This window comes from Micromonospora sp. C28ISP2-4, from assembly GCF_030519385.1.
In the GTDB taxonomy this organism is placed as follows: Bacteria; Actinomycetota; Actinomycetes; order Mycobacteriales; family Micromonosporaceae; genus Micromonospora; species Micromonospora tulbaghiae.
In genome coordinates, this window is sequence record NZ_JAUMKG010000001.1 from 1,781,839 (window position 1) to 1,798,783 (window position 16,945).

The 16,945-nt window shown below is 71.1% G+C and carries 11 protein-coding genes; 7 read left to right on the top strand and 4 right to left on the bottom strand.

All coding sequences use genetic code 11. The annotated features are described in order from the left end of the window. The first annotated feature begins 84 nt into the window (after positions 1 to 84). Together Q3W68_RS08645 and Q3W68_RS08650 are read left to right on the top strand one after the other, a co-directional pair. Positions 85 to 2,973 carry a transglycosylase domain-containing protein gene (locus tag Q3W68_RS08645; RefSeq protein WP_302904908.1) on the top strand — a complete coding sequence of 963 codons (2,889 nt, stop codon included), beginning with the start codon at positions 85 to 87 and terminating at the stop codon, positions 2,971 to 2,973. Positions 2,974 to 3,095: 122 nt separating this feature from the next. Continuing rightward, positions 3,096 to 4,652: a glycosyltransferase family 87 protein gene (locus Q3W68_RS08650; protein ID WP_302904909.1), complete on the top strand. Its 1,557-nt coding sequence runs from the start codon at positions 3,096 to 3,098 to the stop codon at positions 4,650 to 4,652. Positions 4,653 to 4,673: 21 nt separating this feature from the next. On the opposite strand, the gene Q3W68_RS08655 is transcribed toward Q3W68_RS08650, so the two are convergent. Beyond that, on the bottom strand, positions 4,674 to 6,755 hold the full coding sequence (locus Q3W68_RS08655) for a hypothetical protein (protein ID WP_302904910.1): 2,082 nt from the start codon (positions 6,753 to 6,755) through the stop codon (positions 4,674 to 4,676). Next, the gene (locus tag Q3W68_RS08660) at positions 6,752 to 7,534 is read right to left on the bottom strand and encodes a deoxyribonuclease IV (protein ID WP_128137518.1); all 783 of its coding nucleotides are present in this window, start codon (positions 7,532 to 7,534) and stop codon (positions 6,752 to 6,754) included. Before Q3W68_RS08660 ends, Q3W68_RS08655 begins: the two co-directional genes overlap by 4 nt. A 637-nt stretch (positions 7,535 to 8,171) precedes the next feature. On the opposite strand from Q3W68_RS08660, the gene rpsF reads away from it, so the two are divergent. The 4 genes from rpsF (at position 8,172) to rplI (ending at position 9,814) form a co-directional block, all read left to right on the top strand. Continuing rightward, positions 8,172 to 8,462 carry a 30S ribosomal protein S6 gene (gene rpsF / locus Q3W68_RS08665; RefSeq protein ID WP_013289357.1) on the top strand — a complete coding sequence of 97 codons (291 nt, stop codon included), beginning with the start codon at positions 8,172 to 8,174 and terminating at the stop codon, positions 8,460 to 8,462. Between the two features lie 79 nt (positions 8,463 to 8,541). Beyond that, positions 8,542 to 9,072 (top strand): single-stranded DNA-binding protein, encoded by a 531-nt coding sequence (locus Q3W68_RS08670; protein ID WP_172967885.1) that lies wholly within the window; start codon positions 8,542 to 8,544, stop codon positions 9,070 to 9,072. Positions 9,073 to 9,113: 41 nt separating this feature from the next. Further along, complete coding sequence (gene rpsR, locus Q3W68_RS08675; RefSeq protein ID WP_007073789.1) at positions 9,114 to 9,353, top strand: 30S ribosomal protein S18; 240 nt, start codon at positions 9,114 to 9,116, stop codon at positions 9,351 to 9,353. Between the two features lie 14 nt (positions 9,354 to 9,367). After that, a complete protein-coding gene (rplI, locus tag Q3W68_RS08680) occupies positions 9,368 to 9,814 on the top strand; it encodes a 50S ribosomal protein L9 (protein WP_018788496.1) in 447 nt (148 codons plus the stop codon). Between the two features lie 66 nt (positions 9,815 to 9,880). On the opposite strand, the gene Q3W68_RS08685 is transcribed toward rplI, so the two are convergent. Next, positions 9,881 to 10,708 carry a hypothetical protein gene (locus Q3W68_RS08685; protein WP_302904911.1) on the bottom strand — a complete coding sequence of 276 codons (828 nt, stop codon included), beginning with the start codon at positions 10,706 to 10,708 and terminating at the stop codon, positions 9,881 to 9,883. 1,153 nt (positions 10,709 to 11,861) lie between these two features. On the opposite strand from Q3W68_RS08685, the gene Q3W68_RS08690 reads away from it, so the two are divergent. Next, positions 11,862 to 16,049 carry a replicative DNA helicase gene (locus Q3W68_RS08690; protein WP_368045725.1) on the top strand — a complete coding sequence of 1,396 codons (4,188 nt, stop codon included), beginning with the start codon at positions 11,862 to 11,864 and terminating at the stop codon, positions 16,047 to 16,049. Between the two features lie 6 nt (positions 16,050 to 16,055). Here the strand turns inward: Q3W68_RS08690 and Q3W68_RS08695 are convergent, their stop codons facing one another. Continuing rightward, a complete protein-coding gene (locus tag Q3W68_RS08695) occupies positions 16,056 to 16,736 on the bottom strand; it encodes a maleylpyruvate isomerase N-terminal domain-containing protein (protein WP_302904913.1) in 681 nt (226 codons plus the stop codon). Between the last annotated feature and the right edge of the window lie 209 nt (positions 16,737 to 16,945).

A 16,945-nucleotide genomic window follows, 5' to 3' on the forward strand; every position in this document is an offset into this window, starting at 1 on the left:
CGGCGGGTAACGTCCCGTGTTCCAGCTCACGGCAACCCGGTGGCGGCGCCCCCGCGCCCCACCGCGACCGGCAGGGTGTGAGGAATGAACTACGGCGATCCCAGTTCTTCGCGTGGGCGGGCCCAGATCCCGGGCCCGAACGGCGACCCCGGTTCCGAAGGGAGCCGGGGCGGGAACGGTTGGTCCGGCGCGGCTGAGGGCGGCGCCTCGGCGCGCGCCTCCGCGACACCGTACGGCGCGGGCGGCCGGGCCTCGGTCGGCGGCGCCGCTCCGGTGCCACGCGGGGCGGCAGGCTCCGCCCCGGTCGGCCGGGCCGGCGCGGGCGGCCGCGCCTCGGTGCCCGTGTCGCCGGCGCCCGGCGCCTCCGGACGCGCCGGCGCCGGCCGGGCGTCGGTGCCCGTCTCCCCGGCCGCTCCGGCCGGACGCGCCTCGGTGGGCGCGGCGAGCGTCGGCGCGGCCGGCGTCGGTGGGCGGGCCAGTGTGGGCGCACGCGCGAGCGTCGGCGCGGCCGGCGTCGGTGGGCGGGCCAGCGTGGGCGCACGCGCGAGCGTCGGCGCGGCGGCTGTCGGTGGCCGCGCCCGGGTGCCCGGCGCCGCAGGCGGCGGCCCCGGTGGTCCCGGCGGTCCGGCCGGCCCCGGCCGGCGTGGCCACGGCGAGGACCCGGCGCGGGCGAAGAAGCGCCGCCGGATCAACATGCTGATCGCCGGCTTCGCCGTGTTCATCATGCTCGCCGGCATCGGCGTGGTGAGCTTCACCTGGTACTCCACCAAGGTGGTGCTACCGGAGGACACCATCCCGCCGCTGTCCACCACCATCTACGACTCGAGCGGCAAGACCGCCATCGCCCGGATCGGCGACCAGAACCGCCAGCTGGTCACCATCGACCAGATCCCGGAGCACGTCCAGCACGCGGTCGCCGCGGCGGAGGACCGGAACTTCTACAAGCACTCCGGTGTGGACTACAAGGGCATCGCCCGCGCCGCGTGGAACAACCTCACCGGCGGCGACAAGCAGGGCGCCTCGACCATCACCCAGCAGTACGCGCGCAACGCGTTCGAGAACCTGAACCAGGACACGTACGGCCGCAAGGTGAAGGAGGCGATCCTCGCCTCCAAGCTGAACGACAAGTACGACAAGCGCGTGATCATGCAGCACTACCTGAACGTCATCTACTTCGGCCGGGGCGCGTACGGCATCCAGGCGGCGGCGCGGACCTACTTCGAAAAGGACGTCAAGAGCCTGACCGTGGCCGAGGCCGCGGTGCTCGCCGCGCTGATCAAGCAGCCGGAGCCGAGCGGCACCCACCAGGGTTACGACCCGGCGATCAACCCGACGGCCGCGCTGGACCGGTGGAACTACGTGATCAACGGCATGATCACGGAGAAGTGGCTGGACGCGCCGAACACGCCGCAGCACCCCACCGAGTACCCGAAGAACATCCAGAAGCCGAAGAAGAACAGCGGCGGCGGCTTCGGCATCGACACCCCGTACGGCAACATCGTCAACTACGTCTCGCAGGAATTGCGCGAGATGAAGCTCTGCACCGACAACGAGGCCGAGGCGACCGAGAAGAAGCCGCTGTGCTCGAAGGCGCTGAGCCGGGGTGGTTACAAGATCACCACCACGATCAACCGGAAGATGCAGGAGGCGGCGCTCGACGCGGCCCAGCGGGCCCGGAAGAGCTCCGAACTCGCCGGCCAGCCGTCGAACCTGATGGCTGCCGTGGTGAGCATCGACCCGGAGACCGGGCGAGTGCTCGCCTACTACGGCGGCGACAACGGCACCGGCACCGACTACGCCGGGAAGAACGTCGACAACGGCGTGGTAAGCGGCGGTCACTCGCCGGGTTCGAGCTTCAAGATCTATACGCTGGCCGCAGCCCTGAAGGCGGGCATCTCGCTCAAGTCCCGGTGGAAGGGCACGGCGTTCACGCCGAAGGACACCAAGTTCAAGGTCAGCAACGCCGGCGCGGACAAGGTCTCCTGCGGTGACTCCTGCACGCTCGAACTGTCGACGCTCAAGTCGCTGAACGTGCCGTTCTACTACATCACCGAGAAGATCGGCCCGGACAAGGTGCTCGACATGGCCAAGCAGGCCGGCGTCACCACCATGTGGCAGACCGACACCAACCCGGCCAAGGCGCACGACCTGACCAAGGCCGACCCGAAGGACCTCGCGCCGTCGCCGTTCTTCCACGTCATCGGCTACGGCCAGTACCCGATCACGGTGCTCGACCACGCCAACGGCGTCGCCACCTTCGCCAACCAGGGCGTCTACCACAAGGCGCACTTCGTCCGGAAGGTGGAGAAGCAGAACCCCGACACCGGCAAGTGGGACCTGGTCGGCGCGGAGAAGCTCAAGGGGCAGCAGCGGATCGACAAGGACATCGTCGCCGACGTCACCTCCGTGCTGAAGCAGTACCCGGGCCAGATCAACAAGCGCCTCGAGGGTGGCCGGCAGGTCGCCGAGAAGACCGGCACCTGGGAACTCAGCGACAAGACCACCGACAACGGCGACGCCTGGATGATCGGCTACACGCCGCAACTCGCCACCGCGGTCTGGGTCGGCAACAAGGGCGACCGCAAGGCGATCAAGTACAAGGGCGGCGAGAGCATCAGCGGCGCCAAGATGCCCGGTGACATCTTCCAGCGCTTCATGAACGAGGCGCTCAAGGGCAAGGACAAGGAGGAGTTCCCGCCGGCGGCGAACGTCGGCGAGGACGACGCCGGCAACGGCGAGACCCCGCCGCCGGCGAACGAGCCCGGCCAGCCGGGCGGCCCGAACTGCGACCCGCTGGGCCTGTTCTGCCCCGGCGGCACGCCCGGTGGCGGCACCCCCGGTGGCGGCGGCGACCAGGGTGGAACGCCCGGCGGGGGCGGGCTCCCCGGAGGCGGCGGACGTCCCGGTGGCGGCGGTGGCGGCGGTGGCGGCGGTGGGCTGCTACCGAGCACACCACCGACACGACAGAACTGACGCGCGCACCACCTGACGGCGGCGGCCGGACCTCGGGTCCGGCCGCCGCCGCGTTTCGCGTACCGGAATTTCTCCGCGCGCGACGGGACGGCGACCCCCGGTGTACGGCAGGATGCCTCTCCATGAGCACCCAGTCGCCCGCAGGCATCGATGAGCCCGGCGCGTCCGAGGCGGCGCCACGATCCGCGGAGACGGTCGACCACCCGTCCCGCTCCGACTGGTTCGTCCGCGGCGCCTCCGGTCTGATCGGCGGGCCGCTCGGCGACCACGCCGCCGCCCTGGACCGGCCCGCCGGCCGGGAGAGCCGCTTCTGGACCGCCGGCCGCATCGTGCTGGCGCTGGTGTGCCTCACGCTGGCACTGCACTGGGTGCAGAAGTCGCCCTGCCAGGACGGCGCCTGGCAGAACAACATCCAGTACACCCGGATGTGCTACACCGACGTGCTCGCGCTCTACTACGCCGAAGGGCTCAACGAGGGCAAGGTGCCCTACGCCGACCACCCCGTGGAATACCCGGTGCTGACCGGCTACTTCATGGGCGCGCTCGGCCTGCCGGTGCACGCCCTCGGCGCCGACAACCCCGCCATCAACCAGGGCCAGTGGTTCTACAACCTGAACGCGCTGGTGCTCGGCGCGCTCGCGGTCGCCACCGTCGCCGTGATCCTCAGCCTGCGCCGCCGACGACCCTGGGACGCCGCGTTGTTCGCGCTCTCCCCGGCGCTCGTGCTCACCGCCACCGTCAACTGGGACCTGCTCGCCATCGGCCTGGCCGCGTTCGGTCTGCTGGCCTGGGCGCGCGCCCGGCCCGACCGGTACGCGCTGCTGCTGCCCGGACTCGCCGGCGTCCTCATCGGACTCGGCGGGGCGGCCAAGATGTGGCCGCTGTTCCTCCTCGGCCCGATCCTGGTCCTCGCGCTGCGCGCCGGCAAACTGCTGGCCGGGCTCGTCGCCACGGCGACCGCGGTGGTGACGCTCGTGGCCGTGAACCTGCCTGTCGCGATCCCCTACCGGGAGAACTGGGAACGCTTCTTCGACCTGAACACCACACGCCCCATCGACTGGGGGACGCTCTGGTACATCGGCCGCTACCTGGACGGCCGGATCAGCCCGTCCTCGCCCGGCGAACTCGGGCCGTTCGAGTGGCTCAACGCGAACATTCCCACCCTCAACTGGCTGTCGTACCTGCTCTTCGGTCTGGCGTGCCTCGGCGTGGCCGGGCTGGCGCTGCTCGCGCCGCGCCGCCCCCGGCTGGCCCAGCTCGCCTTCCTGGTGGTCGCCGCGTTCCTCATCTTCAGCAAGGTGTGGTCCCAGCAGTTCGTGCTCTGGCTGCTGCCGCTCGCGGTGCTCGCCCGGCCGCGCTGGGGCGCGTTCCTGGCCTGGCAGGTCGCCGAGGTCTGCTACTTCGCCGCGTTCTACGGCGAACTGCTCGGCACTGCCATGTCCCGGCCGGTCTTCCCCGAGGGCGTCTTCGTGCTGGCGTCGAGCCTGCGCCTGATCACAGTGGTGGTGCTCTGCGGGTTCGTCATCCGGGACATCGTGCGGCCCGAACTGGACGTCGTCCGGCACACCTACGCCGACGACCCGGACGGCGGAGTGCTCGACGGCGCGCCCGACGCGCCCTGGCATCAGCGCTGGCGGGCGCGCGCCGCCGAACGGCCCGCCGAACCCGTTCCGGTGTGACCGAGGCGGTCGTGTCCCGGTCTACAGCCGGAACACGACCGCCTCGCCGACCTGCTCCCGGGTCACTCCCGGTGTGTCGACCGGCCGGTCGAGCATCCCCTCCCACGGGGTGCCCTCCAGCTCGTCGCGCAGCACGACCACGTTCTTCACGCCGATCTGCCGCAGGTAGTCGACGCTCGCGTAGTCCGGGAAGCTGACTGTCGCCTCGCGGATCTGAGCCTGCGAACGCGGCGTGAAACCGCTGCCGCCGTTGACCATCGACTGGAACCGGTCGGTGGACCAGAGCATCACCGGCTGATCCAGGTTCTGGCTGCTCGGCAGCACCAGCATCGGGCCGTCGACGGTCCGCATCGCCGCCGGCTGCCGCGGCACCACGGGCTGCGGCGTGGCGTTCAGCCCTTCCACGAGCACCAGCGCCAACGGCAGCAGCGTGGCCAGGCGCAGCCACGGCCCCGGCCAGGGCGGCACCCGTTCGGCGGCCAGCTCGCGTACCCGCATGCAGAACGCGGTGACGGCACCGGCCGCGAGCAGGCCCAGCAGCAGCGTGGTCCAGAGCATCATCCGGCCCGGCGTGCGCAGCCCGCTCCAGCCCGGCAGGTAGTCGAACAACGGCACGTAGGTGAACCGGCCGCCGAAGAACCGGGTGCCCATCGCCAGCGCCATCGTCACGAGCACCCCGGCGAGCAGGAAGATCCGGTGCCGGACCCGCCAGACCGAGAAGAACAGGCCACCGGCGGCGAGCGCGTAGAGCGCGAAGCCCGGCAGCAGCGTCATCTCCGGGTGCCACGGCAGCACCGCGCGGGCACCCTCGTGCAGCCCGCCCCAGACCCGGGACTCGGCCGGCGCGGTGAAGAACCCGCTCGCCGGCGGCGAATAGAGCCCGATGTCACCGAGCGTCCGTTCCGCGTTCGGGTGCAGCTCGGCAACCTTGAAGTACGGCACCGCGAGCGCCGCGCCGACCGCGGCGAACGCGAGCCCGCCGAACACGTCGGCCAGGAACAGCCGCCGCCCGAACGGACGCCTCACCCCGCGTCGCCGCACGAACCACAGCACCACCGCGACCAGAACGGTCCCGGCCAGCATGTACGCGAACGGCAGCCCGATGCCGAAACCCAGGCTGAGCTGCCACGCGGCAACCAGCCACCCGGCGAACGCCCAGCCCGCGTGCCGGCGGCGCGGCCGGTAGCCGTAGCGCAGCGACCAGCCGTGACCCCGTGCCAGCATGGCCAGTGCCAGCGGGATGCCGCCGTTGGAGAGGATGTGCAGGTGCCCCGCCTGGGCCAGCAGCCACGGCGCGTAGGCGAAGCTCGCCCCGGCCACCGCGCCGCCGATGCGGCCCGCGCCGAGCTGCCGGGCCAGCACGTACGCGCCGAACGCGGCGAGCGCGTGCGCCAGCACGAACATGATGTTGTAGCGCAGCACGGCGTGCTCCGGACCTACCCCGATCAGGCCGGCCGGGGCGTACCCCAGGAGCGTGTCGGAGAACGCGAAGCTCCAGTTCTCCGGATAGAACGTGTTCGCGTGCCACAGCATCGCCGGGTCGGTCCGCAGGATGTGGCCGGACCAGGCCATCTGCCACGCCTGCAGGCTCGGATCCCAGTAGTCCTGCGGCAGCGTGTGCCGCGGATAGCGCAACGTGGGCCAGGTCATCGCCGCAGCCAGCGCCAGCGCGGCGACGGCGGCGAGCGTCCACTCGTGCACCAGGAACCGGCCGACCGCGCGGACGGCCCGGCGGGCCCGGCCGAGCACCGGCTCCGGCGCCGGCCCGAACGCGGACCAGGGATCGGCGGGCTCGTCGTCGGCCGTACCCGTTGCGCTCTCGTCCCCGCCCTCGGCCTTCTTCCCGGCCGACTCGTCCCGGGCCTCGGCCTTCTTCCCGGCGGCCTCGTCCGCGGTGCTGGCCCCGGTCCTGGCGCTCGCCGTGTCGGTTGCCTCGGCCTTGCCGCTGCCGCCTGCCTTGCCGGATCCGCCCTCGGCGGTCCCACCCTCGCCGGGCGGGGTCGCCTCGGCCGTCTCGTCCGGCCGGTTCTGCGCGCCCGTCCCGTCCGGACGGGGGTCGGCGCCGGACCGGCGGCCGGTCGTACCGGACTGCTCCGTCGTCACGCCGCCGCGCCCAGCTGCCCGCGCAGGAACGCGATGTCGGCGGTCTGGCCCTCGACGCCGCCGGGGGTCTCCACGATCACCGGCGCGCCCGCCGCGCGGATCACCGCCACCAGCAGCTCCGGGTCGATGGTGCCGCCGGTCAGGTTGTCGTGCCGGTCCTGGCCGGAGTTGAACGCGCCCTTGGAGTTGTTCGCGTGGATCAGGTCGATCCGGCCGGTGATCGCCTTCACCCGGTCGACCAGGCCCAGCAGTTCCTCGCCGCCCGCGTACGCGTGGCAGGTGTCCAGGCAGAAGCCGACCTCGTGGTCGCCGAGCGCGTCCCAGAGCCGGGCCAGTGAGTCGAGGTGCCGGGCGCAGGCGTTGTCACCGCCGGCGGTGTTCTCGATCAGCACCGGCAGCGGGAAGCCGCCCGAGTCCGCCGCGTACGCGAAGGTCTTGCGCCAGTTGTCGAAGCCGACCGCGACGTCGTGGCCGGCGTTGACGTGGCCGCCGTGCACGATCAGCCCCTTGGCCCCGACGTCCGCCGCGGCGGTGGCGTGGGCGAGCAGCAGCTTGCGGCTGGGAATGCGGATCCGGTTGTTGAGCGTGGCCACGTTGATCACGTACGGCGCGTGCACGTACAGGTCGACGTCGGCGGAACGCAGGCGTTCGGCGTCCTCACGCGGCTTCGGGGCCTTCCAGCCCTGCGGGTCGGCCAGGAAGAACTGGACCGCCTCGGCCTGCCGGGCGGCCGCCTCGGCCAGCGGGTCGGTCGGATCGACGTGGGCTCCGATTCGCATGCAGGGCAGCCTACGTCGCGCCTGCGACGGTCGGCGCGCTCGCGCGAGACGCCCGGCGGGTCGAACGCGTCACCACCCGGCCCGGCGGTCGTTGTCCGAGGTGGGATCGATGGTCGACGCTCCGCCCGGACGTGGTCCACAGCACGGCCGGGCGAGGGGGTGGACCCCCGGAAACGGGACGCCCCGCCGTGCGGCCCGGCACGACGGGGCGGGATCCGCTTGTCATCCCGGTACGGGAGCCCAGCAGGAGGACCAATTCCTCCATTTACCCCAAGTGGTGACGAGAGCCATTGTATGGTCAGACCAGGTGACAACACGATAAAGCTCCGCGGGGCGTCTTCGATCCAACCTCATCGGTGTGGTCGTTCCTCCCCAGGTCCCACCCAAGGAATGCGGACGGGACGCCCCGCGGTCCCGTGGACAGGGGTCCACCTGCCGGCTCGCCGGAGGTGGGCCCCTGTCGCCGCACCCGGCACACCGGGGCCACCGGCCCGGCGATGATCGTCCGGACCGGCTATCCTGGTCCGGTTGTCCGCGTGTCCGCCCGGGTTCCCCCGGCACCGGCCGCGGGCAGCGACGCACGACCTCCTGCCACGGAAGGACCGTGGCCGCTTAGCCCACAGGAGGTGAGCACGTCTTGCGTCATTACGAAGTCATGGTGATCCTCGACCCCAGCCTCGAGGAGCGCACCGTCGCCCCGTCGCTCGACACGTACCTGAACGTGATCCGGACCGCGGGTGGCTCGGTGGAGAAGACCGACGTGTGGGGCCGCCGGCGCCTCGCGTACGAGATCAACAAGAAGGCCGAGGGCATCTACGCCGTCATCGACCTCCAGGCGACGCCGGAGGCCGTTGGCGAGCTGGACCGTCAGCTCCGACTCAACGAGTCGGTGCTGCGCACCAAGGTCATCCGTCCGGAGATGCGCTGAGCATCTAGACCCGGCACGTCCGGATCAAGCCTCATCACGCTGTCGTAGGGCTCTGAGAGCCTGTACGGCACAACGATGAGTGCGCGAGGAGATGGTCATGGCAGGAGACACCACCATCACGGTCATCGGCAACCTGACCGATGACCCCGAGTTGCGATTCACCCCCTCCGGCGCGGCGGTCGCCAAGTTCCGGGTCGCTTCGACGCCCCGCTTCATGGACAAGGCCTCCGGCGAGTGGAAGGACGGCGAGCCGCTGTTCCTCTCGTGCACGGTCTGGCGCCAGGCCGCCGAGAACGTCGCCGAGTCGCTGCAGCGCGGCGCTCGCGTGATCGTGTCCGGCCGGCTGCGTCAGCGGTCGTACGAGACCCGTGAGGGTGAGAAGCGCACCGTCATCGAGCTGGAGGTCGACGAGATCGGCCCGTCCCTGCGCTACGCCACGGCGAAGGTGCAGAAGATGTCCCGCTCCGGTGGCGGTGGCGGCGGCTTCGGTGGTGGTGGCGGCCAGGGTGGCGGCGGAGGCAACTTCGACGACCCCTGGGCCTCTGCTGCCCCCGCCCCCTCCCGCGGTGGTTCGGGCGGCGGAAACTTCGACGAGGAGCCCCCGTTCTAATGGCGCCGAGCGCCCGCGATCGCAAACCAGGAGCACGAGCAATGGCCAAGGCTGCGGCACTTCGCAAGCCGAAGAAGAAGGTGAACCCGCTCGACAAGGACGGGATCACCTACATCGACTACAAGGACACCGCGCTGCTGCGCAAGTTCATCTCCGACCGCGGCAAGATCCGCGCTCGGCGGGTGACCGGCGTCACCTCGCAGCAGCAGCGGCAGATCGCCCGTGCGGTCAAGAACGCCCGTGAGATGGCGCTCCTGCCCTACACGGCCACGGCCCGCTGAGAGGAGGCACGGACATGAAGATCATCCTGACTCAGGAGGTGTCCGGCCTCGGCTCTCCGGGCGACATCGTCGAGGTGAAGGACGGCTTCGGCCGTAACTACCTGCTGCCGCAGGGCTTCGCGATCGCCTGGACCAAGGGCGCGGAGAAGCAGGTCACGGTCATCAAGCGGGCCCGCTCGGCCCGCGAGATCCGCGACCTGGGCCACGCCACCGAGGTCAAGACCCAGGTCGAGGGTCTGAAGGTCAACCTGAAGGCCCGCGCCGGCGACGGCGGGCGGCTCTTCGGCTCGGTCACCCCGGCCGAGATCGTCGACGCCGTCAAGGCCGCAGGCGGCCCGACCCTGGACCGCCGCCGGCTGGAGCTGCCCGGCCACATCAAGGCGCTCGGCTCCTACCCGGTCAGCATCCGGCTGCACCCCGAGGTGACCGCCAAGTTCGACCTGAACGTGGTCAAGGGCTGACACCCGAAGCACGACGCGAAAGGCCCGCACCGGTCGCCGGTGCGGGCCTTTTCGCATCTTCGCCGCTCAACCGAGCGGCTTGCCCGTCACCGCGCTGATCACGACAGTGGACAGGCCACCACCCACCACCGCGGCCGCCAGCGCCACCGTCGCCGACCGCCACGTCGTCCCGACCTGCCGCAGCAGCACCGCCACCACCAGACTGCTCACCATCGCCAACCCGAACCGCGGCGCCGCCGACACCAGCGACTCCAGCGCGTGTGCACGCGGCGAGTCACAACCACCGCCGGTGATGTCCGTGACGCATCCCGCCGGAGGCTGACCGCTCAGGAACAGCAGACCGACCACCAGCAGCACCGCCGGAACCAGATAGCAGGCCGCGGTGTAGACCAGCGGCCGCAACGGGCCACCCGGATCCGGGTCCAGCAGGTCGTCCTCCAGCCGCCTGCCCCACGAACCGCCGCCGATCGTCTCCACCCGGCGCCGCAACGTCGACGGCGTCGGCTCCACCGGGCCACGGCGAGGCACGGTACGCGGACGCGGCGCCGAGTACGCCACCGCAGGCGAGCGCGGAGCCGTCGACGGCGTCTCCATCCACCGCGGATCGTCACCGGAGAGCCGGGTACCCGACCAGAACGCCTCGGCCCGTTCCGGCGACGCCCAGCCCTCCCGCACCGGCGGCGCCGACCGGTCCCACGGATCGGCCCGCACGTACCGGTCGTCGGTGGCCCGCACCGGCTCCAGGAAACCGGTGTCGTTGAACCGGTCCCACTCACCGGTGTGCTCCGTACGGTCCCGCCGGCCCTCCGCCCGCTCCCAGCGGCTCTCGGGCACCGGCCGGTCCCAGGCGTGCACCCCCGACGCGTCCCACGGATCGACAGCGGGCGGCTCCACCGGCTGGCGCTCGGCGCTCCGGCGCCGCTGCCACGGATCCGCCGCCGGTTGCGGCCGCGCCGACTCCGACGCCGCCCGTCCCCAGGCCGGCTCCGACTCTGCCGCCCGTCCCCAGGCCGGCTCCGATTCCGTGGCGTTCGACGGCGACCGGGCCGGATCCGTCGCCGGCCACCCGGCATCCGCCCCCGAGCGGGGCCACGCGCCGTCCGGCGCCGCCGGCCGCGACCAGGTGGAGTCCGCCCCCGCCGGCGGCGGCCAGGAGGAACCCGACGCCGACCGGCGCGGCCGACCCGCCGGCCGTGCACCGTCCGACCCCGCCGGCCCTTCGCTCGAACCCGCCGACTCCGGCAGACCGGACCAGGTCACCTGCGGCCGGCGCGTCGCCGCCCGGCGAGGACGACTCCGGGGGACCGGCCCGGAAACCGGCTCGTCGTCGTCCGCCCGCCGGTTGCCCACGTAACCGCGCTCCTGCGGGGCGTCCATCGTCCACTCGGCGGTGTGGTCCGACAACGGACCCGCACCGATCGCGCGCAGATCACGACGCGGGCCCGCGTCCGCCCGCCAACCACCGCCGGGGGACGGCGTCTCCACCTCGTCGTCGTCCGGTGCGGCATGCCGCCCACCGCCGTCCGCCCGACTCACACCGGATTCCAGCGCCCAACGGGGAAGGTACGTCTCCACCGGCTCGTCCTGGCCACGCTCGATCGCCCGCCGCCGACTCGCCGTGCGGTAGCCCTCGGGCGCGTACGAGTCGACCCGGCGCGGCCCGGCGGGTTCGTCCCAGGAACCGCTCGGCCGTCGCTCGCGCGGGCTGTCCTCCCCGCTTCCCCAGTCCCGGTGTCTCACGGCCGGAGCGTGACCTCTCTCAACCCGAAAGTAAACCCGCTGTCCCAGGTGTCGCCGTTCGCAGCGATAGTACGGGACGAAGGACGGCAAAGCTCAGCCGGAAATCTTCCGTCCACAGGGTGGGGATAGCAAAAGCCCAGGTCAGAGGCGATAAGCCCGGAATTCCCCATCACTTTTCCACACCCCTGTGCACACCCTGCGCACATGCCTGTCCCCAGGCGTCCACAGGTTGTCCCGAGGCTCATCCACCGGCCTTGTTGAGCGGTTGACCTCGGGTTCCGTATCGTGGTCCACCGACCGCCGGGCGATGACCCCCGATCGACCGGAGGGTCGGCGGAGAGTTGTCATACCCCAGCGATACAGCTGGACTCGATCCGACGCAGCGAGGGGGGAACCCGTGTCGGTCACCGACGAGACGCGTGCGGAACGGACCGGGGGGCAACCGCCCGAGCCGCCGCCACGCGATACGGCATTCGAGAAGACACCACCTCAGGACGTCGCCGCCGAGCAGTGCGTACTCGGCGGCATGCTGCTCTCCAAGGACGCCATCGCGGACGTCGTGGAGATCCTGAAGACGAACGACTTCTACCGTCCGGTCCACGCCACCATCTTCGACGCGATCCTGGACATCTACGGGCGCGGTGAACCCGCCGACCCGATCACCGTGGCGGCGGCGCTCGCCGACTCGGGCGACCTCGCCCGGATCGGCGGCGCGCCCTACCTGCACACGCTGATCGCCAGCGTGCCCACCGCCGCGAACGCCGCCTACTACGCCCGCATCGTCGGCGAACGGGCGGTGCTCCGGCGGCTGGTCGAGGCCGGCACCCGGATCGTGCAGCTCGGCTACGGCACCGGCCCGAGCGGCAGCCGCGACGTCGACGACATCGTCGACCTCGCCCAGCAGGCCGTCTACGAGATCACCGAGAAGCGCGTCAGCGAGGACTTCGCCGTCCTGGCCGACATGCTCCAGCCGACGCTCGACGAGATCGAGGCGGTCGGTGCCCAGGGCGGGGTGATGACAGGTGTGCCGACCGGCTTCACCGACCTCGACCGCCTGCTCAACGGCCTGCACGCCGGCCAACTCATCATCGTGGCCGGCCGGCCCGGTCTCGGTAAGGCGCTCGCACTCGACACCCCGCTGCCCACCCCGCAGGGCTGGACCACCATGGGTGAGGTGCGCATCGGCGAGCAGCTCCTCGCCGCGGACGGCACTCCGACGACGATCACCAACGTCTTCGACGTGATGTACGACCGCCCCTGCTACGAGGTCGAGTTCTCCGACGGAAGCGTCATCGTGGCGGACGCCGAGCACCTGTGGAAGACCACCACCCGGGCCAGCCGGCGCCAGCCGGAGGCACGCCGGCGGCACCACTGGGCCGAGCCGGCGCTGGCGAAGGTACGGACGGCCGAGGCGGCCGCATCTACCGAACCGCACCGGCTGGTCACTCTCGCGGAGACCCTGGATCAGGTCGGCCCGGAATTCCGCAACGTGCTCCACGCGGTGGCGCAGACGGTGGGTTCCAACGGCCGGGTCGCCCGACCGGTGACCCGGGCCGGCAAGACACGCAACTGGACGGCTCCGGGCTACCCGGTGGGCGCGTTGATCTCCGGCCTCCGTGCACGCGCGGAACGACCGGTGAACGCCGGCAGCCGCGCCGAGCACGACGGGATCGTCACGACGGCGCAGATCGCGGCCACGCTGCGTACCGAGACGGCCGACCGCCGTCTCAACCACGCCGTGCGGAACTGCGCGCCGCTCCGGCTTCCGGAACGCGATCTGGTCGTCCCCCCGTACACCCTCGGGGTGTGGCTCGGCGACGGGCACACCGGGGCAAGCCGCTTCACCACCGCGGACGCGGAGATGCTCGACCTCGTGGCCCAGGACGGCTTCCTGGTACGCCCGAGCGGCCCCATGGTCTACAGCGTGCATCTGCCCACGCCGGCCAGGACGCCGGACCGCACCTGCGTCGACTGCGGCGGCTCCACCCGTGCCCTGCGGGAGAACCCCGGAACCCGCCGCTGCGTCGAGTGCCACGAACGGAACGGCTCCTTCCTGGCCCTGCTCCGGCGAGTCGGGGTGGCCTACGACAAGCACATTCCGCGGGACTACCTCCGCGCCTCCGAAACACAGCGCCGGGCGTTGCTCGCCGGTCTCATGGACACCGACGGCACGGTGGCGCCGACCGGGAACCTGCAGTACACATCCACTTCGAGGCGCCTGATCGACGGCGTTCGGGAACTCGTCGTCAGCCTGGGATATCGGTGCACCATGACCGAGCGCAAGGTGCGCGGCCGGACCGAGGAATCGTCGATCGCATACACGCTGAACTTCTCCACCCCGGACACGGTCTTCCGGCTGGACCGGAAGCGCACCGCTCATGCGGCCCGACGCCGGACGTCCTCGGACGTCCGCTCCCACTCGCGGTTCATCGTGGACGTCCGTCCGGTGCCGAGCGTTCCGGTGCGTTGTGTGACTGTCGACAACCCCGACCATCTGTATCTGGCGGGCCGCTCGATGATCCCGACGCACAACAGCACGGCGAGCATGGACTTCGCCCGAAATGCAGCGATCCGCGCCAACCAGGCGTCGGCGATCTTCTCGCTGGAAATGAGCAAGGTCGAGATCGTCATGCGACTCCTCTCGGCCGAGGCGCGCGTGCCGCTGCACGTGTTGCGCAGCGGGCAGCTCTCCGACGACGACTGGACCAAGCTGGCCCGCTGCATGGGCGAGATCAGCGAGGCGCCGCTCTTCGTCGACGACACGCCGAGCATGAACCTGATGGAGATCCGGGCGAAGGCGCGGCGGCTCAAGCAGAAGCACGACCTGAAGCTGATCGTCGTCGACTATCTCCAGCTGATGACCTCGCCGAAACGCACCGAGAGTCGGCAGCAGGAGGTCGCGGACCTGTCCCGTGGCCTGAAGCTGCTGGCCAAGGAAGTCGAATGCCCGGTGATCGCGGTGAGCCAGCTGAACCGTGGCCCCGAGCAGCGGACCGATAAGCGTCCGCAATTGTCCGACTTGCGGGAATCCGGCTGCCTGACGGCCGACACCAGGCTCGTACGAGCCGATGACAACTCGGAGATCACTCTCGGGGCGCTCCTTGCCGGGAACGTAAGGGACGTTCCTGTGTGGGCCCTCGATGAAGGTCTCCGCTACACCCCCCGAACGCTCACCCACGCGTTTCCCAGTGGAACGCGCGAGGTGTTCCGGATGACCCTGGCATCCGGGAAGCAGGTGGAAGCGACCGCTAACCACCCATTTCTCACCTTCGGTGGTTGGCTGCCGCTGGGAGAACTCACGGTGGGAACCCGGCTTGCCGCGCCTCGGCACATTCCGCCACCGCTGAACATTCAGCCATGGGCCGAGCCGGAGGTGGTGATGCTGGCCCACCTCCTCGGGGACGGCTCGTTCGTTCGCCGGCAGCCGATCCGCTACGCCAGTTGTGACGAGGCCAATCTGACCGCCGTGTCGGAGGCGGCCATGCACTTCGGGATCACGGCTGTGCGAGACGACTACCCGGCTGCGCGGGTGACGACGCTCCGGCTACCGGCGCCGTTCCGGCTCGCCCGTGGGCGGCGGAACCCGATCGCCGAGTGGTTGGACGGGTTGGGGCTGTTCGGGCTGCGGTCCCACGAGAAGTTCGTACCGCCGGCGGTGTTCGGCCTGCCCAAGGAACAGATCACGCTCTTTCTGCGACACATCTGGGCGACGGACGGGTCCGTAACTGTCAACAAGTCCGGTCGAGGCGGACGGATCTACTTCTCCTCGACATCGCGGCGCATGCTGGAGGACATCTCACGCCTGCTGCTTCGCTACGGAATCTCGGCTCGGTTGCGACAGGTGCCGGTCGCTGGACACCGGCCGCAGTACACCCTTGACATCTCCGGTCGCGACGACCAGCTTCGCTTCCTCCGGGAGATCGGTGTTCACGGCGAGCGCGCCAACGGCTGCGCGGCGCTGCTTGTGATTCTCGAATCCGTCGTCAGCAATCCGAACGTGGACACCGTGCCCAAGGAGGTGTGGTCCAGGGTTCGCGAAGTCTTGGCAGAGCGCAAGATGAGCCACCGAGAGTTCGCCGCGGCCGTCGGTACCCAGTTCTCCGGCAGCGCAATGTGGAAGCGTGCACCCAGCCGGTCAAGACTCGCCAAGGTGGCGGCGGTGCTGGACTCGGCGGATCTTGATCTGCACGCGACGAACGACGTCTTCTGGGACGAGATCGTCTCGATCGAGTCAGTCGGCGAGAAGGACGTCTACGACGCCACGGTGCTCGGCACACACAACTTCATCGCCAACGGCATCGCCGCGCACAACTCGATCGAGCAAGATGCGGACGTTGTCATCCTTCTGCACCGCGACGACTACTACGACAAGGAGTCCCCGCGAGCGGGCGAGGCGGACTTTATCGTTGCCAAGCACAGGAATGGGCCGACCGACACGGTGACGGTCGCGGCCCAGTTGCACCTGTCGCGCTTCGTGGACATGGCCATCGTCTGAGCGGCCTCAGCCGAGCAGCGGGAACCATCCGGCCGCCTCGCCCAGCTCCAGCCGGTCCCGGTCGGTGAGCGGCACCCGCCCGGCGGCCTTCAGCAGGTAGTCGTGGTCGTCCCAACCGGCCGGCCTCACCGCGTCGTCGCTGAGCAGGCCGTCCATCGTGGTCACCGCGACCCGCGTCGGGTCCGCCGCCGGTCGCGGCGCGTCCGGCAGATCCACCACCAGGTCCAGGTGGTGGATGACCGCCTCGGTGGTCAGGGTGGCGAGCAGATGGGGTACGCGCAGCACGTGGCCCTGCGTGGTCACGTACCCGTCGGGGTCGGCTGCGGCGGCCGCGCGGACGGCGGCGGGCGCGGTGTCGGCCCAGAGGCGGACCACGCCGGTGGGCCGGTCGAAGGCGGCGGCGCAGCGGCGGGCCCACCAGGCGTGCCGGGCGCCCGCGTCGTCGTCGCCGGGAGTGAAGGCACGCCAGTAGCTGACGTCGTCCACGTCGGCCGGTCCGGGTGCGGGGCTGGCCAGGGCGACGAGCGCACGCTGGGCGTCGCAGAGCACGTGGAAGAGCAGGTCGGCGACGAGCCAGCCGCGACACCGGGTGGGCCGTTGCAGGCCGGCGTCGTCGAGCGGGGTGACCACGGCGGTGATGCCGTCGTACGCCTCGGCCAGCGCCTCGTGCTGCCGGATCGGGCTCATGCCGAGCAGCCTGCCACGGTGTGGCAGGTGCGGCACGGCGACGAGCGCGCCGGGTCGATGCGGTGCACCGGCCCGGCGTGCGCGTTGTCGGCGGTCAGTCGAACAGTTCGCCGAGGAAGCCGTGCTTCTTCTTGCGCCGGTAGTGGCCGTGGTAGCCGTAGTGCTGCTGCTGGCTGTGGCCGTACGCGGGCTGCGCGTAGCCGTGGCCG

Excerpts from the sequence above, each read along its gene's own strand:
- Q3W68_RS08645 (WP_302904908.1), top strand. The coding sequence starts at position 85 with ATGAACTACGGCGATCCCAGTTCTTCGCGTGGGCGGGCCCAGATCCCG.
- Q3W68_RS08650 (WP_302904909.1), top strand. The coding sequence starts at position 3,096 with ATGAGCACCCAGTCGCCCGCAGGCATCGATGAGCCCGGCGCGTCCGAG.
- Q3W68_RS08660 (WP_128137518.1), bottom strand. The coding sequence starts at position 7,534 with ATGCGAATCGGAGCCCACGTCGATCCGACCGACCCGCTGGCCGAGGCG.
- rpsR (WP_007073789.1), top strand. The coding sequence starts at position 9,114 with ATGGCCAAGGCTGCGGCACTTCGCAAGCCGAAGAAGAAGGTGAACCCG.
- rplI (WP_018788496.1), top strand. The coding sequence starts at position 9,368 with ATGAAGATCATCCTGACTCAGGAGGTGTCCGGCCTCGGCTCTCCGGGC.
- Q3W68_RS08690 (WP_368045725.1), top strand. The coding sequence starts at position 11,862 with ATGACCCCCGATCGACCGGAGGGTCGGCGGAGAGTTGTCATACCCCAG.
- Q3W68_RS08695 (WP_302904913.1), bottom strand. The coding sequence starts at position 16,736 with ATGAGCCCGATCCGGCAGCACGAGGCGCTGGCCGAGGCGTACGACGGC.